This window comes from Trichocoleus sp. DQ-A2 (genome assembly GCF_039961915.1).
GTDB lineage: Bacteria > Cyanobacteriota > Cyanobacteriia > Cyanobacteriales > FACHB-T130 > FACHB-T130.
In genome coordinates, this window is record NZ_JAMPKD010000041.1 from 1 (window position 1) to 20,768 (window position 20,768).

Below are 20,768 nucleotides of genomic sequence, written 5' to 3' on the forward strand. Positions count from 1 at the left end.
AGCAAGGATTATGAACTACTGCCAGAGGTCAGTGAGGCAATGATTTATGGAGCTATGGTACGACTGATGCTCAGCCGTCTCACTTCTTAGTCTCAACTTTATAAATCAGCTCTAAAACTCCTTTAGCGCTTTCACCGCTGCCAAATATCGCTCCTCAATATCCTTTCGGTCTAGTTCCTCCGATACTTCCTCACAGCTACTGCGCTCGATCATTTGGGCATGACGTAGCAGCGCCGCCCGGTCTTTCTGGTTGCGGGTGTGGGTGGCGATGAGAGCGATCGCTTTGAGTAATCGAATTTTCACTGCTACATCCGATTTGCTGTACTGTCGAATCTGGTTAAAGGCGGCGTCAACTAATTCTGCAAACGTCACCGGATTAGCGATCGCTCGCAGGTTGTTGTCTTTGTCGTAGCGGTAGGGCGAGGGAAAATCTTTCTCCGCCAGACGGCAAAGTGCAGCGGTCATCTGGTTAATACACTGGATCGCCGTAAACGGATCGTTGATGCCAGGAGAAAGGGCGCGAGCGGCAATTTCAACTAACTGATCGATGGGAAATTCTACATCCTGTTGTTCGGTGCGTTGTTCGCCAAAAATAAATGCTTGGTTGAACTGCTGGGTAAGTTTTTTATTCACCCTTTCTCCAGGCCAAATCATCACCAGTTCGCTTCCTTCCACAATAAACTTGCCGGGGCGATATTTCAGACGCAGGAGGAGGTTTTTTGAGGTGGCGATCTTCATTAACAGCTCGTCATCAATTGCCTGAAGATAACCGCTTTCTTTCGCCAAGATAGGAGTCGCTTCCTCCTCAAACCCGGCGGGGATTTCCGCCACCGACCACTGCTCTGGTGCTGATTTACCCTGCCCGATCTTCTGCGGAAATAAGCGATCGATGACATTGTCCAACTCTCTGCCAACCTCTCTGATGATATGGGATGCCTGCATTGAGGTTGAGACATGATGGATAAAGTAAATCAGGACGCCAATACTGGCGATCGCTAGCACCATGCCGATCGTGACGGAGATTTGCGGTACGAACACATCGTAATCTTCTCCCCGCACGGTTCGCAGTACCAGCAAGCAATAGATGAACGTACCGATAAACGTGCCCAAGACGACTTGATTGCTCGTATCCTGCATGAAGTTACGCATCAGTCGCGGGCCGAATTGGGAGGAAGCGAGGGTGAGGGCAACAATTGTAATCGAGAAGGCAGTACCCGCAACGGTAATCATCGAACTAGCAACGGCTGAAAGCAGCGTTCTCACCCCATCTGGCCCGCCGGTGTAGATCCAGCCCAACGACTCTATCGGATCGGATTTGGCTGCTCGATCGAGGCTTAACATTCCGAATGCCAAGGCGATCGCGCTGAGCGCCATCAGGGTTGGCACGAACCAGTAGCTAGAGTGGAGCGAGTCCCACAGTTTGCTCAGCTTGATGTTTTTCATCTATTATTTCTCATCAATTATTGTCGGTTCTATGAGGGCGATCGGGGTTCTCGTCTCTATGGCTGCCATTTCCATCTCTTTGGGCACGCATTTCTGCTAGCTTCCGGAGGGAACCGCCGATACTGCGGGGTTTTGGCACTTCTTGTTTCCCAGCGGGCCATCCTTCACGCTGACGAGCGCGATCGCCATCTGTCTCTTCGGTTTGGTCGTGGAACAGGATTTGCTGAGTCGGGAAGGGCATATCAATGCCGTTAGCCGTGAGCTTATTCTTAATGGCAGCGAGAACTTGATCCTGCTTATCGAGAATATCTGCACGTCGCGGCGGCTGTACCCACCAACGGGCGCGGATATTCACCGTACTGTCAGCTAGATCCACTACAAGGGCGTCGGGAGCTGGATCTTCCAAAACACCATCGACGCTAGCGATCGCTTCCAGAATCAGTTGTTTTGCCCGGTCAATGTCGTCGCCGTAACCAATACCCACGTCGTACTGAAGGCGGCGATTCTCGAAAGCAGTGTTCACCGTTACCGAGTTTGTAAACAGCTCAGAATTCGGAATCACGATGCGACGACCATCATAGGTTCTAATGGTCGTGGCTCGCGTCTGGATGTTTTCAACCGTTCCTTCAAAGTCTTTAAATACGATTTGGTCATCAAGCTGGAATGGCTCGGTCAACAGAATTAAAATACCAGCCAGAAAATTCTGAAGAATATCGCGGAACGCGAAACCAATTGCGACCCCACTAATCCCTAGCAGTTGAATTAAATCTCCGGCTTGGAATGTCGGGATAACGATAGATAATGCTACAAATAGACCAATTAAAATAATAATTCCCTGCGACAAACGACCTAACACCAGACCCAGATTCCGAGCTTGTCGATGCCTTCTGGTAAGCCGTCTGACCGTCGCCTTAATCGCTCTTGCTGCAAAAAAAAATAGTGTGAAGACGATTAGTGCTAATACAATATTGGGCAGCATGACAATCAGGCCATCGATCATTGCCTGAATTTTCCCCCATGCTGTTGATACCGATGTTTGAAAATTCATTCCTATTTTCCGCTTACAAAATGTTGTTGATTTTAATTAAAAATTCATAATTTTGACTCTGTCTATGGTCAGTATCTAGATAACACAGCTTCTATTATAAAAATAAATATATTCATAATTTATTTCTAAGGTTATAGCAATTCTCTATTGGATGTAGTACGGTTTAACCCCACCCCTGCCGCACCCCGTTCACAGGGAGGGGTTCAATATTCCTCAATATTCCCCCCTCTCCGTTCACGGAGAGGGGCTGGGGGTGAGGTTCCGAGTCTATACTGCACTCAAGTGAGAACTGCTATAGTTGATTTAGCGCTAAACCATGAATAATGATTTAACTTTTGAATAATTATCTAAATAGAGACAGATAAACTATAAAAAAATTATTTATATCTAGGAAAATATCGATAAAATACTGTTAACAAGTTCCTATAGTGCTAGATTGTAGCGCGATCGCACAAGGGACGCTGATAAACATCTAACAGCCGCCTCTGCCCATATCCCCGTGAGTCATCGGGCATCTGCGATCGGCACCTGCCAAATTTTGATAGTACTGTCACCACTGCCAGTAGCAATCGTCTGTCCATCCGGGCTAATCACAATACATTTAACCCAGCTAGAATGCCCGGTAAGCGTGCGAATTTCTTCACCCGTCGAAAGATTCCAAATTTTAATTGTTTTGTCCGCACTGCCACTGACTAAAGTTTGTCCATCTGAGCTAATCGCAACCGAATTTACATAGTTAGGATGCCTAGTGAGGGTGTGAATTTCTTTCCCAGTGTTTAAATCCCAAATCTTAACTGTTTTGTCGGCGCTAGCACTGGCTAAAATCTGCCCATCCGGGCTAATCGCAACAGAATTAACAGGTTGAGAATGACCCTGAAGCGTGCGGATTGCTTTGCCAGTAGAAATATCCCAAATTTTAATTGTTTTATCGGCACTAGCACTGGCTAAAGTCTGCCCATCTGGACTAATTGCAACGGAATTAACAGGTTGGGAATGACCTTGAAGTGTGCGGATTGCTTTACCCGTAGAAATATTCCAGATTTTAATTGTTTTATCGGCGCTGCCACTGGCTAGAGTCTGCCAATCAAAGCTAATCGCAACAGAATTAATAGGGCTAGAATGTCCCTTCAATCTACGGATTTCTTGACCAGTAGAAATATTCAAAATTTTGATTGTTTTATCGGCGCTGCCACTTATTAATGTATTTCCATCTGGGCTAATCGCTAGAGAATTCACGTAGCTGCCATGCCCTTTTATGACGCGAATCTCTTTGGATGTAGACTTGTTCCAAATTCTGATTGTTTTATCGGCACTGCTACTGGCTAAAATTTGTCCATCCGGGCTAATCGCCAGAGAATTTACCTGGCTTTCATGCCCATGAAGCGTTTTAACTCCCGAAAGATTTTCATAAGCGATAACTTTGGGTGCGTCTTGGTAAGAGAGTTGCCAAATTCCATATCCTCCTAATCCGACCAAGCAAGCAACGGCTCCCCCCACCAACCATTTATTTTTATTTTTCTTACTAACAATGATCGTTGGGGCTAATGAAGGCTTCCAAGGTGGAAGTATCCCAACAATTGCCCCGATACCAATCAGACTAAAATTAGGAGAAGGTTTATGTCTAGATAAAGACTGTGAAATTTTAGCGAGTTCATCTAAAATTTCTTGAGTATTTTTGTGCCGCGCTCCTGCGGTAGGAGCCATCAGTTTATCAATAAAATCTGCCAGTAAGGGTGAAATACCCGGTGCATGATTGCGCCAATTAAATTTATCCGTTAAAGGTTCATAAATTGCGCGATCTGTTGCTAGTTTGCCAGTCAGCAGATAAACAAAAGTTCTGCCCAAGGCATAGAAATCTGACTGGGGTACAGCATGACCTTTTTCTTGCTCTGGAGGTGTATAGCCAGCAGAACTAATCCTCGTGACACTGCCTGCGCCGCCGACTTCCGCAAGGTAAGTATAGGTCATCTCTCTGGCGGTGCCAAAGTCAATTAATACCAGATGCCCTGTGGAGCGCATCATGATATTTGCGGGTTTAATATCACGATGGAAATAGTTTTTTTGGTGGACAAGATGTAAAATCTCAGCGAGCTGTTTTAACCAGTCAAGAGCTAGCCGCTGATCGAGAGGGCGATCGCCCTGTTGTTGCATCCACTCTTTTAAGTTGGGACCATCAATTTTCTCCATGATGATGCCATACACTGGCTCTCGGCTGTTTCTGGGATAAAACTGAAAGTATCCATCAAGCTCAACTTTGGGGATGCCGGGATGATTCAGCTGGCTTAATACAATGGCTTCTTGCTGAAATAGCTCGACGACTCTGGCATTCGTGTTGTGATCTTTTTTGAGGATCTTCAGGATTTTGGGGGTTGCGCCCTCGTAGGCTTCATAAATATTGCCGAAGCCGCTGTTGTCACTCAGTAGGCGCATGACCTGATAGCGCCCTTGTACCAGCAACTCTGAGCCACAATTGCGGCAAATACGGTTGTTGGCGTTGGCTGGATCGTTAGGTTTGGGGCAGCAGGGATTGATGCAGTAGCTCATAGATAGCTACAGAATTGTCATATCCCTAATATATGTTGAGAATTTTCAATCATCCACCCATTGCTGGAGGATGCAAGCCCAATAGTTGTTATCTATTAAGGCTTTTAGCTGACGACAAAAAAAAGAAGGGCTGGTTTTTCTATCCTAAAGATTTAGTTTGAATTTATAGCATTTTCCGTTTGATATGCACCTCTTTGAAAAAATATCTTTGGCGAAGAGAACTTAAGAGGGATGCAAAGGAAGTCGGCTCTTGTCACTCTCAAGGTATTTAAAAGCCGCAAAATATCATATTGAATGTCAAAAAGGAGTAATTAGTGAAATCCTAGTTTATGAATGAATAAGGATTGCTATCAACTAAACAAACTCGTTGATGCATAGCGGCTGAAATTACGTCTCGTTTAAGTTTACCTGGAACGAGGGAAGCGATCGCAAGCAAGACGCTGTAATGACTAGAGAAGAAAGTCAAGCTGACATTTTAAAAAATATTTCATTGAGGCTTAACCCTACTCTATTACCCAGCCAACTTAAAGGGAATTGAAGCGATTGAAAAAGTATTGCCAGGTGTCCCTCAAGTGGCACTTTTTTATCGGGATATCTGCCCTAGATTCAGAGTGCCGTTTCAGAAGGCAACTAACGCGCTCAATTGCGTTAGTTGTCTATATCCATTCGCTTCTCAGGCACATTGGGGCGATGCTGACTTCACTCGGCAGTTTTGGGTTTAAAACTCGACTCGAAAAAATGAGCGATCGCCGATAGATGAAGACATTGCTAGCGACGAGTCAGCCATGCGCGTCTTAGTTGTGCAGGCGCAAGAAGATTGGGCGATCGCTTACTGCAACTGCGGGCTAGAACCTGTCAAAAACAACCCTTGAAATACGCCCGTAGAGAAATTCAACAACTAAGTCAGGCACTTTAAATTGATAAAACTAACTTATCTCTACCTGTAAGAGCAGTAACGCCGCCTATTCCCATTAAAATCAAAGCAACTATAGCGTTCAATTGCTTGGAAGATACAAAGCCTCTGGGTTAAGCGTGGCATTGAGCGAATTGGGATTATCGCCGCACAACACCGTAGGCGTTGGCGATGCCGAAAACGATAGCGCCTTGCTGAACCTGTGCGAGTGTGGCGTCGCCGTCGTCAACGCCCTGCCCATGCTCAAAGAGATTGCCGATTTTGTCACGAAGGGCGATCGCGGTGCTGGGGTAATCGAATTGATTGACCATCTGCTGGCTTCGGATTTATCCGAACTTCAACCCTAGCTGCAATGACACAACATCCTGCTCGATAGCTGAGAAGCGGTCAACGTTTGTCTACCTGTCGTAGTCGATGGAGTCATTCCGCCTACCTTCTAGCTGCGGGGGCAGAAACTCAGAACGCCGTCTGTGAGATAAGGTTGGCGGAGGGGGCTGGATGGGGTGAATCACTTGTACTGTCCGGGGAGGACGCTGCTGTTGCGACAGCAAAGCAAAGGCTGCTGCCAGCACAACCCCACTAATGACAGTGAGAACCATGCCTCCTACTGCCCAGAGGATGCCTGTCAGCATGGGATTTAACGGCTGTTGCTCTTGAACAGCAGGCAAGGCTTGGGTTGGGTTGACCGGCGGAGGATAGACATTTGCTTTTGCCTGCGTAGTCAGAGCCTCAATCACCATTTGCTGATTCCGCAGCTGGGCTTTCACCTGTTCGGTTTCACTTTGTTGCTGTTCCAGCCGATCTTTTAGCCTTTGAGTTTCGCTCTGCTGCTGTAAGCAATAGGGAGTCGTATCCGGTGAGACACCAGCCGCAGTTGGAGGCGGAGGCGGCAGCTGCGGCATCGTGCCGTAGGGCTGTCCTGGCTGCGGTGGCGAGGGCAGGTAAGTCGGCAGGTTGGCTTGACTGGGATTCCCGCCAGTTCTAAGCAAGACGAAAGCTGCAATTCCGGCGAAGGCAGCCCCGGCCAGAAATGCTGTACTCTTTTCACTCATCGCTCTTGCTTTTCAACGGTAACTGAACCACAAATAGTCGCAACTGATGCACTCCGAGAATCATAACTTAACACCCTACTCAAATCGGGTTAACTTAGCAACTAAATTAGCAACTGAAGTAGATGGGATAGGGAGGCGTTTGTTACGACCTCGTATATGCTCTTACATTCAAAACCACATCATGTCAGTTGTCCAGCTAAAAAAAAATTGTAGAGATTTAAGAAGCAACGAATTGACATCCGTACTTTATAGCGGTTCTCACTCAGGGGTGCAATCCACTTGGAACCTCGCCCTCAACCCCTCGCTATTCACCCGGCGGGGATATGGAACCCCTTTCCGCGGATGGGATAGGGTTAAACCGTAGTGCATCCAAACCAAAATCGCTAGATTTGCCACACCGCAGGGATGAGATGCCTTCGTGTTTCCCTTGGGGTTGGGGAAGGCGTTGGGGAAAGTTAACTATAAGCAAAATTAATCGGTAGCTCTATGAGAAAGCCGGTTTGACCCGATCCACTCTCAACCCAGATTTCGCCTCCTAAATGCTCTGTCAGTTTCTTCACCAGTGCCAGCCCCAAGCCAGTTCCGCCTTGCTTCCAGGGATCGGCATTGGGAACTCGGTAAAATTTATCAAAAATCCGGGTTAGCTCGCTCTGAGGAATTTCAGCCCCAGAATTTTTGACACTCAATTGAAGAGTTCCCGATTTCGCTTCGGCGGTGAGGACAATTTTTTCTCCTGGGGGAGTGTATTTACAAGCATTGTTGAGCAACTCTGCGAGGATGCGTTCCAAACTAGATGAATCGGAAACTAAACGAGGTAATTGAGAAGGGATGTCAACCTGCAAGATTTGTTGGCGGTTTTGGGCACGCTCTTGAAAAGGTTTTACAATTTGGGGCAACCAGAGATGAAGTTCGATGACGTCTAAATCCAGGGGTCGCGTCCCTGCCTCTAGGCGTTGTAAATCAAGCAAATCGTTGATTAAATCGGTTTCCCGTTTGCATTCCTTCTGCAATATCTGCAAGTAGAGACTGACTTTGCTGACCTCTGTAGGGGGTTTTGGTATTTTGGCATCCAAGACACCCTCGCGCTTGAGGGTGATTTCCAACATCTGAGCTGCCATTTTCATGTTGGATACGGGCGAACGTAATTCGTGAGAAACGGTGCTGAGGAATTCATCTTTGAGCCGATTGAGTTTTTCTAGTTCCTCCACTTGTGCCAGGGATGCTTGATAAAATCGGGCTTGACGGATTGCGATCGCGCATTGATTCGCCACTTGTTGCACCAGCCGGATCTCTAGTTTTTTGAAGGTATAGTCTGGGCGATGGAATAACCACAAATCCCCCAGCACTCCTTGATCGTCCAATATCGGGCAAGCCAACATCGCCACCTTACTCCGGACAAAGTCGGGACTGATTGAACAAGATTGGAAACATTTACCTTGTCGTAGAGGAGCGTAAATTTCCGGGAAGTCTGCCATTTGCATCACCTGACCCTGCGAGGAAGGCATTGAGGTGGCGTACTCGTAGCAAATTGTGGCAGTTTCTTGCTCCAGGTTGTAGAGCGAAGCATGACAGCTGCCCATATTAAATGAAAGCGCTAACTCTCGAACGGCTACCTGTAAAATCTGGCTTTCGTCGAGACTATCGCGGACTTTGTCGGTGATGCGTTTTAGCACGGCTTCAAAGCCAAGCGCTTTTTGCAGTTGGGTCGTCCGTTGTTGCACTTGGCGTTCTAGATTGGCGTTCAGCTGCTGCACCTGCTTAAACAGGGTGGATTGCCCAATCGCGATCGCCAGTTGAGCCGCGAATGCACAAACCAGGTCTACCTCTGAATCTTGCCAGTAGCGAGGACGACCTTCCATCGATAGTGTTAAGATTCCCCAGAGGTCTCCTTGAAAGTGTATCGGTACCAACAACCAAGCACCCGGATAAGCCTCTGCTAGAGGCTTATTCCCCTCATCCTCGATAGTCTGAGTATCGTGAATGGAAACCACTTGTAACTGCTTGAGTTGCCCTCCCAACAAATTGTCTACATCTGGAAATTCCATACCCAGCCTGCTCGACAAACTGGAACCTTGATAGTAAAGTGCCACATTCAGCCAAACCTGCCGCTGCGGAAGATATTGCAGGATGGAAACGTGGTCGATGTGCAAAAGCTGACCAATTTCCGTTGTGGCTGTGGCAAAAATTACTTCTAATTCTAGAGAGCTACGAATTGCAGAAATAGACCGATTCAGTGCTTGCTCGCGCTGAGCTTGCTGTTGCATTTGGTTGTAGAGTTCGGCTTGCTGAATTGCGATCGCTACCTGGGTTGCCAGTGAACTAAGCAAATCAATTTCCAACTGTTGCCACTGTCGGGGTTGCGAACAATCATGAGCAATTAGCAGTCCCCACAATTCCTCTCCTTGCAGAATCGGGACTATCAAGCTGGCTCTAACTTGAAGCCGATGTAGTAAATCGATGTGACACTGACTCAACTCGGCTGTATAAATATCTTCTATAGTTTTAGTGCGACCCTGTTGGTACTGGACATAGACTTGTTCAAAGCAAGGATCGTGGATTGTTGTTCCCAGGATTGGAGTCCAACCGTTGGCGACAGACTCCACTACCACGACTCCACTCCAGTCCGGCTGAAAGCGGAAAACGATCACTCGATCGGAGGCGAGAAATTGCCGGACTTCAGACACCGTCGTGTTGAGAATCTCGTCTAAATTTAAAGACTGACGGATGCGTTCTAGCATCGCCCTCAGCAGTCGTTCCCGCTCGGTTTGCTGTCTTAGTGACTCTTCCGCGGCTTTGCGATCGCTAATATCGCGCACAATGACTAAAACTTCATCTTCCCCACTGACAACTAGCCGCGCCTCGTAATCGTGCAAATAGCCATTTTTGGGAAGCTGATACTCGAAGATTTGGATTTCGTTCGTAGAAAGTGCTTGCTCCACATGGTATTTGGCTTTCTCAGCGACTTCTGTGGGCAAAACCTCGTCTAACTTTTTACCTAAGAATTCCTGAGCAGGTAAGAACGTATCAAAGTCTCTAGCTGCTTTGACGTCCAAATAAGTGCTATCTTTGCTAATTCGGAAGATCAAATCCGGGATGGCACTTATAAGAGCGCGATTTTTTGCTTCGCTTTTGCTTAGTGCCTCTTCTGCCTGTTTGCGCTCGGTAATGTCAGTCTGAATCCCCACAAAACCGATTAGATTCCCTTGTGGACTCCCGATTGGGGAAAGATAGAGTTCGTTCCAGAAAAGGGTGCCATCTTTGCGATAGTTGCGTAAGGTGACATGGCATTCTCTAGCTTCCCTAATCGCCATTCGTAGCTCATCAAGTGCTGGCTGAGCAGTGTCAGCGCCCTGCAAGAAGCGGCAGTTGTACCCTATGATTTCCTCAGCAGAGTAGCCTGTTAAACGCTCAAAACTTGGATTGATATAAATAATTGGATTATCTGGTTGATTGGAGTCGGTAAGGACAATGCCATTGCAGCAATCACGGAGAACCTGCTCCAGTAAATGTAGACGTTCCTGTGCTTGTTTGCGCTCAGTTATGTCATCGCAAACCAGGAGGACAACTCTATCCGTATTCGTTCTTTGTACAATGCTAGCGGTAACATTTACCCAGAAAATGCTGCCGTCTTTGCAACAGGCGCGCAATTCCCAACTAGTAACCAAAGCGTTTGACTCGATCCCTGAACTCAACTCAAATGCTTCTTGAATTGCTTGTTGCAAAAACTGAGCAAACTCAGTTTTTAACTTTTCTCGCTCGTCAGGAGCAAAAGTGCTGAAAATTGTTTTTCCAACCAACTCTTGGACGCTATAACCAAGACGAGCCGCTCCAAACTGATTAACCCCAACAACGACTCCTTCTGAATCCAAAGTAAAGTGAATACAGGGAGTCTTGTTGTACAGTGTTCGGTATGCTTCTAGTTCAGCTCTCGTGTTCCGCAGTTCTTCCTCAAGTTGGGGACGTTCTACATCTGCACCTGCAATAGTTTGTTGTAACTCTCCAGAAGCACCTTCACCTTGTAAATAGTCATGCCCAATTGGCTGGTGATTTGCGTCCATTTTGTAATCTCTTACCCCTTTTTTTTCATAGAGATAGAGGGACTAAATTTTTTATCTTTGTTTATCAAAAAACTAATTTAATGGACTAAATAGCAAGTTGTTTGATGGGTTTGAATGCCTCAGTTATGGCTATGTAATGTTAAATGCTATACCAACTCAATCGTTCGCTTTCTAAAAAGGCTATGTCTATCATAGATATTTGAGCCAGCAATTATAATAACTCATTGCAGCTCGATAAAAAACATTACCTCCTGAGAAAACCTAAGTAATGGCTCTTTTACGTTAGAATTTCCTAACTGATTTTAAAATTGGTTTTTGTTTATACTAAACAATATTTACTTTTAAGCTCATAAAGAAATATATATTTATGTTTAATTTATTATAGTTGTAGAGCGGTCATAAAAGTAGCGAACCACGCTTTTCTCTACACTTTAACCATTATTTGCGAGAGAAGTGCTAGAAAATAGCCATTAACAATAGACTAGGAACTGGAAATCAACCAAACTCTGCTAACCGTGAATGACTAATATGAGCGCACAAACAGAAGAACCAATTACCTACGAAGGCGGCTGTCACTGTGGCGCAGTCCGCTTTCGGGTAATCGTTGACGAACATAAGGCAGATGACTGCAACTGTTCCATCTGTAGGAAGAAGGGATTTTTACATCTAATTGTGCCGTCCGAACGTTTTACCTTGCTAAGCGGTGCAGACTTATTGACAACCTACACCTTCAACACGGGTGTTGCTAAGCACACCTTCTGCCGTATTTGTGGGATTCACCCTTTTTATCGTCCCCGTTCCCATCCCGAATCTATTGATGTCAACGTGCGTTGTCTGGATGAGGATGTGGTGTCTCGCTTTCGCATTGTGCCTTTTGATGGGGTTAATTGGGAACAAAACGTACACCTAATTCGCTCTGAAGCATCGGACACGGATTAATAAATCCTCTCACCCAGCTTATCTATCATTGTAGGTTGGTTTGAGGTCATGTAGACGGAGTCTTCAAGAGAGAGTGACCCAACAAAAACTAAGGGAGGTGTTGGGTTTCGTCTTTGTGCGAAACCCAACCGGAAAGTCTGAAGTGAGTGCGAATCAATTTAAGTAGCTGGAACCTGCGAAAATTAACATTTTGCCCGATTGACTACCATTTATCGCAGTCCTCTCCAAACTATTGGGGAGAAAGCCAGCTTGGCGCTGAAATCAAGAGAATTGAGGAGCGTGAATCTTATCTGCCTGCATGAGGACAAAATAGGTAAGATTGTTTTCATAAAATACGCTTATGGTTTTATTAAAATTATTTTTAATTATTAATTTTGTTTCAATCTTGGCTGAATTATTAAATTGAAATTGTAAAAAGCTTAGCCGTAGACAAAGCAAGAAGAAAGTATAGAGTAACGTCTAATAAAAAATCCGAATTCAGGAGCGGACAAAAATTATCATTATTCCTAGCAATGCGGCAGATTTTAGCTGAAAAATACTTCTTTTAGAGAAAAAACTAGAAGTAATGAATCTATTTTTCTACTGTCTACTACCAATTTTGCCGTCTCTCCCCTCGCACGCTCAATTGCTAAAGAATCTGCCAACCCCAAAACTAGCGATGAATGTATCTCAAGCGAAAGAGCACGCAAAATAACCACCTAAGAAAGTTACAGCCAAGGCTTAAATATGGTACAGAAGGACTAGAGTGACAAAGGACTAAAGCAAAATAACCGCTCGATCGAAATGGCAGAGCGATACTCACAGTCAGTTACGAACACTAGAATGCAAATAGGGACAGGAGGCATTTATTTCTAAAAGCCATGCAGGCTTGAAGTGGCAAAAGCAGGCTGTTATCGGACAGCAGGGCTAGGGTAACGCAAGCAAATGTTTACGCGGTAAGTATTCCCATACGTCGTAGCGATCGCTTGTTAAGATCGGTAAGTTTTAACCATTCCAACCTTTTAATTAAGCTTTTTACTTTCTAACCTGACAACGTTCCTGTGATAGATCGGCTTTCAAAGGGGAATTTCCATACAGTGCGATCGCACCTAAGACGCACTGCTGCCTTAATCTTGGGACAACCAGCACTGGTGGTCAGTGTGGTGGTCTCCCTCTTAGTGCTGGGAGTCCGGCAACAAGGTCTGCTGGAGACGCTGGAACTAGGTGCTTATGACCAGATGATGCGGTTACGACCAGCCGAAGAGCCAGATCCCCGGATCTTGGTAGTTGCTGTTACCGAAGCAGACATCCAAACCTACAAGCAATATCCCCTGTCTGACGAACGAATGCATCAGATGCTGGCAAAACTGCTGGCAAACGAGCCGCGTACTGTCGGGCTAGATATTTATCGCGATTTGCCAGTAGAACCAGGTCATGCGGCATTCTCCAAGCTGATGAGTAGCGATCGCCGCATCGTTCCGGTGTGTGCCGTCAAAGAGTCGGAAGGTCCTGGCACTCCACCACCACCCAATATTGCTGATGACCAGGCTGGCTTTGCCGATATCGGGAGGACTGATTCTGATGGCGTTATCCGTCGGGGTTTGTTATTTGTCTCTCCCTCCGCTCACAAGCCTTGTCCTAACCCGAACTCCTTTAGCTTCCAACTGGTTCAACGTTACTTGGAAAAAGAAGGAATCGTTGCTTCAGACACCCCACCTCTCCGTTGGAACAACACTGTCTTCAAACCTCTGGAGCCTAATGATGGAGGATATCAAGGTCTGGATGCACGGGGGTACCAAATCCTCATCAATTACCGCTCTGCCAATCGCCCTTTTAACCAGGTAACGATGAGTCAAGTCCTCAACGGTCAGTTTGACCCTAGCTGGGTAAAAGACCGCATCGTTCTCATCGGGGTTACTGCTTCCAGCATTGATGACGCTTTCTATACTCCCTACAGCGGCTCACAGAAGGGAAATCGGAAAATGCCTGGGGTTGTCACTCATGCCCATCTGGTAAGCCAGATGCTCAGTGCTGTCCTGGATGGACGTCGTTTATTTTGGTTCTGGTCGGATTGGGGAGAAGCTTTGTGGGTGCTGGGTTGGTCTGTAACTGGCGGGTTGATGGCTTTGCGGCTGCGGCATCCAGGGCACTTGTTACTGGGACAGGGAGCCGCGCTGGGTGTCCTGTTTGGGTCGTGTTGGGTGCTGTTTACCCAGGCGGGATGGGTGCCAGTGGTTCCCTCTGCGATCGCGTTGGTGGGTACAGCTGCCGGTGTCGTGGCTTATAGCTCTCACCAAGCCGAACAAAATCAGAAAAAAATCGCGCTTCTGGTTCAGGAACAGCAATTCAACCTGGCGCAGATGCAAGCACTTCTCCAACAGAAGAATCAGGAACCACAGACTGAGGAAGAAGCAGAGGTAGCAACTGCGATCGCGCCAGCTCCCCTATCAGTTCTGCCTAATCGCGATGATTATGATGATGATGATGAGACTCAGCCGTGGCAGCCTAGCTTAGATGTAATTACAGAACCTGAGCGACTGGAGCGCCAGCGATTATTAGATTCCTCTCCCGTAAAGTACGGCGACTCCCTGCGACCATCTCTATTGATGGGACGCTACAAGATTCTTCGACCTCTGGCTTCGGGCGGGTTTGGTCATACGTATTTAGCCGAAGATACCATGCGACCTGGTAAGCCCCAGTGTGCGGTTAAGCATTTAATGCCTGCGCTTCGGGATGAAAAATTCTTGAAATTGGCAAAACGGCTATTTTTTACAGAAGCCGCCATTCTGGAAAGCTTGGGGCACCATTCTCAGATTCCGCAGTTACTTGCCTATTTTGAAGAAAACGAAGAATTCTATTTAATTGAAGAATTTATTAAAGGTCATCCGCTCACGGATGAACTATTGATAGATAAGCGCCTACCGGAAGCGCAAGTGGTGGAAATCCTGTGCGGGGTGCTGGAAATTCTGGTATTTATCCATGAAAATCAAGTCATCCACCGGGATATTAAGCCGAGTAATATTATTCGCCGAGAAAAAGACGGTCGCTTAGTTTTAATTGACTTTGGTGCCGTGAAACAGATTCAGCCCCAAGAAGAAAGCGAACAGGAAAACCGCACCATTGCTATCGGCACCCGTGGTTATACTCCGGCTGAGCAATACGACGGACACCCTAGGTTCAGCAGTGATATCTACGCCTTGGGCATGATTGGGGTGGAGGCAGTGACGGGGATACCGCCTAGTAAGCTGGAAACTGACCGGAACACCGGCAACATTAATTGGCGCGAATTTGCCTCAGTGCGAGACGAATTTGCCGAGATTTTGGATAAGATGGTGCACTTCCACTTTGTGACTCGTTACCAGTCAGCTACAGAGGTGCTACAGGAGTTGAAACGGCTTCCTAGCGCTCCCGCGTAAACATCATCCGGTAGTCAGGCGGTAGTCAGGATGTGGGTGCTACAGGTGAGGGGGGATTGACATCGTTTGAAAAATGTTTTACACGAAGATTTGCCTAAAAAATGCGATCGCTTCAGAAAAATTGAACCCATGCCGTTTAGCAAAATTCTGAATTCACTCATCTTCAATGGATTCGGAATTTTCGGTTCGGATGAAGCGAAAAGTGGCACAATGAAAGGCGGTGAATAATAAGATGGGTAACAATTCTGTGAGTCCGACAGCCTCAGCGTCCCCTACGGCACGCCGTGTCGTTTTTCCTTTCACTGCTATCGTGGGTCAGGAAGAGATGAAACTGGCCTTGCTGCTGAATGTGATTGACCCCTACATTGGCGGCGTGATGATTATGGGCGATCGCGGAACGGGCAAATCCACCACGATCCGGGCTTTGGCTGACCTGTTGCCAGAAATCGAAGTCGTTGCCGATGACCCGTTTAATAGTCATCCAAGAGACCCCGATTTGATGAGCGACAGCGTGCGCGATCGCTTGGCGAAACAGGAAGAAATTCCCGTCGCCCACAAAAAAGTGACGATGGTTGACCTGCCGCTCGGTGCGACAGAAGACCGCGTCTGCGGCACTATCGACATTGAAAAAGCTTTATCCCAAGGAGTCAGAGCCTTTGAACCTGGACTCCTCGCGAAAGCCAACCGAGGCATTCTCTATGTGGATGAAGTCAACCTACTTGACGACCACCTAGTCGATGTGCTGCTCGACTCAGCGGCAAGCGGCTGGAACACCGTCGAACGGGAAGGAATTTCTATCCGTCACCCGGCGAGATTTGTGCTAGTCGGTTCCGGCAACCCGGAAGAAGGCGAACTGCGACCTCAACTGCTTGACCGCTTTGGAATGCACGCAGAAATTCGCACGGTGAAGGAACCGGCGCTGCGAGTGGAAATTGTAGAGCAACGGGCTGAGTTTGACCAAAATCCCCCGAAGTTTCTGGAAAAATATCTTCCGCAGCAACAAGCATTGCAACAAAAGCTCGTCAGCGCTCAGGAACGCCTGTCCTCGGTGACGATGGACTATGACTTGCGGGTGAAAATCTCCGAAGTTTGTTCGGAGTTGGATGTAGACGGCTTACGGGGCGATATGGTTACGAACCGAGCCGCTCGCGCGATCGCTGCCCTAGAAGGACGCACTGAAGTCACCGTAGACGATATCCACCGCATCATCACCCTGTGTCTGCGTCACCGGCTCCGCAAAGACCCCTTGGAGTCGATTGATTCCGGCTATAAGGTAGAAAAAGTGTTTGGTCGCGTCTTTGGACTGGAAGCGCCCTCAGCAGAAACCAACGCAGCTACAGCGAATGGAGTTCGTCAGAGTGTTCGGTAATCAGGACTGAGAGTGTGTTGAGTGTTGAGTGATTAGAGAGTTTTTCGATTCAACGCCCATAAATTAAAATTAAAATTTTTAATTTATGAGCGTTGAATTTTGAGTTATAAAAGAGTTCTTTAATTCAAAACTCAAAACTCAAAACTTTTTACCAATCCCCAATCTTTCTATGGCAGAGCCACTCATCGAACTGAAGGGAATTTCTAAATCCTTTGGCAACAATGTCATCTTAGATGGGGTCGATCTGACAATTTATCGGGACGATGCGCTGGCAATTATTGGCCCCTCCGGGACTGGTAAATCGACGATTTTGCGGATTATTGCGGGACTTTTGGCTCCTGATTCTGGTGAAGTTTATATCCTGGGAAAGCGACGTCGCGGCTTAATTGAAGATGCCGAAGATCCCCTTGGAATTGGGATGGTGTTCCAACAAGCGGCTTTATTCGATTCGCTGACGGTGGAAGAAAATGTCGGCTTTCTGCTGTTTCAGCGTTCTAAACTGTCGCGTCGGCGGATACGAGAATTGGTGGAGGAAAAGCTAGAGATGGTTGGGTTGCCAGGGGTTAGCGATCGCTACCCCTCGCAATTATCGGGTGGAATGCGAAAGCGGGTGAGTTTCGCCCGTGCGATTATGTCCAATCCAGACCATCCCCAAGACAACCCAGAAGTTTTACTCTATGATGAGCCTACTGCTGGTCTTGACCCCATTGCTTCCACAGTGATTGAAGATTTAGTTCGTCAGTTGCAGGAAATACCAGACAGTTGTAGCAGTTATGTCATGGTGACGCACCAAGAAAGCACCATTCGCCGCACTGCTGACCGAGTGATATTTCTCTATCAGGGACAGGTACAGTGGGAAGGTGCCGTCAGCGAGATTGATACCACCCAAAATCCTATCGTTCAACAATTTTTTAGTGGAAGTGTAACCGGCCCAATTCACGTCATCGGCTAAAATCAATTAAAAATTAAAAATTAAAAAAGGCAGAATTTTTAATGTAAGCATTTTTAATTCTTAATTGTTAATGGTATGAGGAGAACAGATGCGATCGCGAACGGTTCGAGAAGGCTCCGTCGGTTTGTTAATCCTGCTGTCCCTTTTCTTGTTTGGGGGTCTGATTTTGTGGATACGCGGGATGAACCCCGGTAGCCGTAGCTACACAGTCGTGGCAGAATTTGTCAATGCTGGCGGGATGCAAGCTGGCGCACCCGTCCGCTATCGCGGCGTCAATGTTGGGAAAATTACTGCCATCAACCCAGGCTCGAATGGCGTCGATGTGGTGATGGAAATTGCACCGGCTGACTTACTGATTCCGCGTGATGTCGTCGTTGAAGCCAATCAATCCGGTCTGCTCAGCGAAACTTCGATTGACATTACTCCCCTGAAGCCCTTCCAGCCAGACGCGAAGGTAGCGAATCCGCTCGATCCGCAATGCCAGTCTAGCCTGATTGTTTGTGACGAGGATCGTCTGCAAGGTCAAATTGGGGTCAGTTTTGATGAACTGCTTCGCAGCACCACCCGCATCGCCAATCTCTACAGCGACCCCGCATTCTTTGCCAACCTCAACTCAGTTGCTAAAAATACCAGCGTCGCCGCCGTTGGGGTATCTCAACTTACCCGCGAACTCACAGGTTTGAGTCGCTCAGTGCAACAAGAAATTAAAAACTTCTCAGTCGCAGCCAATTCAGTGACGAGTGCTGCCAATCAAACCAGCAATCAAGTTGCTTTGGCAGCCAATCAGATTTCTAGGACCGCGAATCAATATAGCGGGACTGCCACCCAGGTAAATCGGCTCGTCGATAATATGAATAGTCTGGTCGTAGGCAACCGCTCGACTCTCGTCAGTACCTTGAACAACTTTAGCCAAGCCAGCGAACAGCTGCGCCTGAGTGCAAGTAACCTAACAGGGCAAGTCAACCAGTTTGGAGGTGGACAACTACGGCGTAACTTAGAACTCGTGTCTGCAAATGCGGCGCAGGCGTCCATCAATGCAGCGCAAGCATCTGCTAACTTTCGCGATCTTTCCACCGCTCTTAACAGTCCAACGAATTTGGTTGTATTGCAACAAACTTTAGACTCAGCGCGGATGACGTTTGAAAATGCTCAGAAAATTACATCTGACCTGGATGATTTGACAGGAGATGAAGCTTTCCGTAACAATTTGCGAAATTTGGTGAATGGACTCAGCAATTTGGTGTCTTCGACAGAAGACCTACAGCAGCAAGTTCAAGTGGCTGAGGTTCTAGAACCCGGATTGCCAGCGGTCAATCCGGGAACCGGGATCGGAACGCAGCAGAATAATTCTTTGCTCCCTCTTGCATCGCCTTCTTTGACACCCATCGCCCAAAAGAAGCAGTTAAAGTCTGTACAGCGCGAACCAATGGGAAAGGCGTTACCTTCCGCTTACTGGGAGGAAGAATCTATTCAGCCACTAGCTGACTCTGAAAATAAGAATTAGCAAGCCTCAGTTCCATGCTCTTTGCTAGAAGAAGAGAAGCTTTCAATGATTCCCCCGTCCTTACAAGGCAATGCATCACCTACACCTGTTGGAATTATGTAGGGCTGAAGCATTCGCGCAAAAACATTTGGGTTTTAAAGATACTGTATCCAAACGAGATTTGCTCTAGCACGCTAATTCCAATCTTCTTCATCTTGCCGCTTGCTGCGACTTTTATAGACAACACTCGTAGCATGAATCTGACGAGTTTTTTCAAAGAGTGCATCTTCTGTCAAGTTCCACTGGCGGAGAATCATATCCAGGTCTTGTTGAATCTCCCTTGCCCCTGGAAAGCCACGATAGCGAATGCGTAGACGGGCGAGTTCCGCCAGATTGAAATCATTCATTTCCCCGGTTAAGAGGCTGTTAACGAGTTGGCGATCGCGTCCTTGGAGGGGATGCTGTTGATCTTTGTTTCCTGTCTCTGCCATATAATCTCTAATTTTTAGTTTTTAAGTGTTTGAATTTCTACTTCGTCTCCCACCTGTAAAATATTACCGGCTTCCGATTCAGGGATGCGCGTGTTTACCGAGAGTCGGTAAAAGTGATTGAATCGAGATGAGTCTACCCAACTGGGCAAAGTTTCTTTCCGCGCTTGCACAAATAATTTTTGAAAATTAGGGTAAAGCTTGCCCATTAGAGAGTCTCGTGTCGGCACCACACAACGCTGACAGGGATTGACCCCATTTATCTGCACATCTCGCACCAGAAACGGCACCACGTCCTCTTCCGCCCCAAACAGCCGATCTTCCCAAAATGCCGGGACGCCCCCAATTTCCAGATTTGCCCGCAGGCGTCGCCGCAATTCATCCCCCGTCAGGGGAGGGAACCAGGAGGCAACTGTCTCCAGCGTGGCGGTACTGATGACTGTTGGCCCGGAAGCATTGGTATCATCTGGAAAGCCAGAGACTAAGTTCTGGCAGAGTTTTACGGGAAAGTCGAAATAGTCGCTCAACCAAGCTTCTAATTCACTCCGTTCCCGATCGATGTGAAAAATGTGGGTTTGTTCTGTTCCTTGGACTTCTAAGCAAACACGAGTAATCTTCTCAGTATCCGTATCAATGTCAAAAGAAGTCCGCAGTAAGTGAACTTTCGGATTGCGCTTGGCATTCACGAATCGACCTTGAGCGTCACAGATAGCAAACTCTCGGTCATACTGTAATGCACCACTTTTAAGGATGGTTGTTTTGGTAACGGAAACACCATCTAGAGATTTGATTGGATAAACCAGAATGCGGGCAAGGTAAGACACGGTAATCAATTAGAAATTAAAAATGCTTGTAATAAAAATGGACAACTCTTTTTCAATAGAATTTTTGCTTTCATTAGATATTCCGAAAGCTTACCCTATCTTTTGGGGAACGGGAAACTGCTTCGCTTCTACATCTGAGTTCATCTGTGTTTAAAAATTAAAAGTTCGGTATTTTTGCAAGAAGCTTATTGTTGATTTTTCAGCTTTCTTGAAATGAGGCAAGACTCTCATCAAACGCCCGCTACATACAAAAACGGTAG

The 20,768-nt window shown here is 46.9% G+C and carries 14 protein-coding genes and 1 pseudogene; 8 read left to right on the forward strand and 7 right to left on the reverse strand.

Annotation, left to right across the window (positions count from 1 at the left end; translation table 11 throughout):
* Nucleotides 1–90: pseudogene (locus tag NC997_RS26050) on the forward strand (IS5/IS1182 family transposase); the annotation flags it as partial.
* A 21-nt stretch (nt 91–111) separates the two neighbouring features.
* Here NC997_RS26050 and NC997_RS26055 read toward each other — a convergent pair.
* The 3 genes from NC997_RS26055 to NC997_RS26065 form a co-directional block, all read right to left on the reverse strand.
* Nucleotides 112–1,443 (reverse strand): DUF2254 domain-containing protein, encoded by a 1,332-nt coding sequence (locus tag NC997_RS26055; protein WP_190525484.1) that lies wholly within the window; start codon nt 1,441–1,443, stop codon nt 112–114.
* Between the two features lie 13 nt (nt 1,444–1,456).
* Nucleotides 1,457–2,491: a mechanosensitive ion channel family protein gene (locus tag NC997_RS26060; protein ID WP_190525485.1), complete on the reverse strand. Its 1,035-nt coding sequence runs from the start codon at nt 2,489–2,491 to the stop codon at nt 1,457–1,459.
* A gap of 504 nt (nt 2,492–2,995) precedes the next feature.
* The gene (locus tag NC997_RS26065; protein WP_190525486.1) at nt 2,996–5,035 is read right to left on the reverse strand and encodes a serine/threonine-protein kinase; all 2,040 of its coding nucleotides are present in this window, start codon (nt 5,033–5,035) and stop codon (nt 2,996–2,998) included.
* A gap of 999 nt (nt 5,036–6,034) precedes the next feature.
* Here NC997_RS26065 and NC997_RS26070 point away from each other — a divergent pair.
* Nucleotides 6,035–6,295 (forward strand): HAD hydrolase family protein, encoded by a 261-nt coding sequence (locus NC997_RS26070; protein ID WP_190525487.1) that lies wholly within the window; start codon nt 6,035–6,037, stop codon nt 6,293–6,295.
* 51 nt (nt 6,296–6,346) lie between these two features.
* On the opposite strand, the gene NC997_RS26075 is transcribed toward NC997_RS26070, so the two are convergent.
* Nucleotides 6,347–7,000 (reverse strand): heterocyst differentiation related protein, encoded by a 654-nt coding sequence (locus tag NC997_RS26075; protein ID WP_190525488.1) that lies wholly within the window; start codon nt 6,998–7,000, stop codon nt 6,347–6,349.
* A 455-nt stretch (nt 7,001–7,455) separates the two neighbouring features.
* Nucleotides 7,456–11,058, reverse strand: a complete 3,603-nt coding sequence (locus NC997_RS26080; RefSeq protein ID WP_190525489.1) for a GAF domain-containing protein — start codon at nt 11,056–11,058, stop codon at nt 7,456–7,458.
* 528 nt (nt 11,059–11,586) lie between these two features.
* On the opposite strand from NC997_RS26080, the gene NC997_RS26085 reads away from it, so the two are divergent.
* From NC997_RS26085 to NC997_RS26110, 6 genes are all read left to right on the forward strand, one after another.
* Nucleotides 11,587–11,997 (forward strand): GFA family protein, encoded by a 411-nt coding sequence (locus NC997_RS26085; protein WP_190412114.1) that lies wholly within the window; start codon nt 11,587–11,589, stop codon nt 11,995–11,997.
* A 1,040-nt stretch (nt 11,998–13,037) separates the two neighbouring features.
* Nucleotides 13,038–15,392: a CHASE2 domain-containing serine/threonine-protein kinase gene (locus NC997_RS26090; RefSeq protein WP_206753348.1), complete on the forward strand. Its 2,355-nt coding sequence runs from the start codon at nt 13,038–13,040 to the stop codon at nt 15,390–15,392.
* A 66-nt stretch (nt 15,393–15,458) separates the two neighbouring features.
* Nucleotides 15,459–15,620: a hypothetical protein gene (locus tag NC997_RS26095; RefSeq protein WP_190525490.1), complete on the forward strand. Its 162-nt coding sequence runs from the start codon at nt 15,459–15,461 to the stop codon at nt 15,618–15,620.
* Nucleotides 15,621–15,639: 19 nt separating this feature from the next.
* Complete coding sequence (gene bchI, locus NC997_RS26100) at nt 15,640–16,761, forward strand: magnesium chelatase ATPase subunit I (protein WP_190429231.1); 1,122 nt, start codon at nt 15,640–15,642, stop codon at nt 16,759–16,761.
* 169 nt (nt 16,762–16,930) lie between these two features.
* Nucleotides 16,931–17,713, forward strand: coding sequence for an ABC transporter ATP-binding protein (locus NC997_RS26105; RefSeq protein ID WP_190525491.1), 783 nt, complete (start codon nt 16,931–16,933; stop codon nt 17,711–17,713).
* A gap of 88 nt (nt 17,714–17,801) precedes the next feature.
* Nucleotides 17,802–19,217 carry an MlaD family protein gene (locus NC997_RS26110; protein ID WP_190525492.1) on the forward strand — a complete coding sequence of 472 codons (1,416 nt, stop codon included), beginning with the start codon at nt 17,802–17,804 and terminating at the stop codon, nt 19,215–19,217.
* Between the two features lie 173 nt (nt 19,218–19,390).
* On the opposite strand, the gene NC997_RS26115 is transcribed toward NC997_RS26110, so the two are convergent.
* Nucleotides 19,391–19,687 carry a DUF3288 family protein gene (locus NC997_RS26115; protein WP_190429228.1) on the reverse strand — a complete coding sequence of 99 codons (297 nt, stop codon included), beginning with the start codon at nt 19,685–19,687 and terminating at the stop codon, nt 19,391–19,393.
* A gap of 14 nt (nt 19,688–19,701) precedes the next feature.
* Nucleotides 19,702–20,508 (reverse strand): MOSC N-terminal beta barrel domain-containing protein, encoded by an 807-nt coding sequence (locus NC997_RS26120; protein WP_190525493.1) that lies wholly within the window; start codon nt 20,506–20,508, stop codon nt 19,702–19,704.
* Nucleotides 20,509–20,768: the final 260 nt, after the last annotated feature.

Bases quoted from the DNA above. Each gene is read 5' to 3' on its own strand.
- NC997_RS26055 (WP_190525484.1), bottom strand. From the start codon at position 1,443: ATGAAAAACATCAAGCTGAGCAAACTGTGGGACTCGCTCCACTCTAGC.
- NC997_RS26060 (WP_190525485.1), bottom strand. From the start codon at position 2,491: ATGAATTTTCAAACATCGGTATCAACAGCATGGGGGAAAATTCAGGCA.
- NC997_RS26065 (WP_190525486.1), bottom strand. From the start codon at position 5,035: ATGAGCTACTGCATCAATCCCTGCTGCCCCAAACCTAACGATCCAGCC.
- NC997_RS26075 (WP_190525488.1), bottom strand. From the start codon at position 7,000: ATGAGTGAAAAGAGTACAGCATTTCTGGCCGGGGCTGCCTTCGCCGGA.
- NC997_RS26080 (WP_190525489.1), bottom strand. From the start codon at position 11,058: ATGGACGCAAATCACCAGCCAATTGGGCATGACTATTTACAAGGTGAA.
- NC997_RS26085 (WP_190412114.1), top strand. From the start codon at position 11,587: ATGAGCGCACAAACAGAAGAACCAATTACCTACGAAGGCGGCTGTCAC.
- NC997_RS26105 (WP_190525491.1), top strand. From the start codon at position 16,931: ATGGCAGAGCCACTCATCGAACTGAAGGGAATTTCTAAATCCTTTGGC.
- NC997_RS26110 (WP_190525492.1), top strand. From the start codon at position 17,802: ATGCGATCGCGAACGGTTCGAGAAGGCTCCGTCGGTTTGTTAATCCTG.
- NC997_RS26115 (WP_190429228.1), bottom strand. From the start codon at position 19,687: ATGGCAGAGACAGGAAACAAAGATCAACAGCATCCCCTCCAAGGACGC.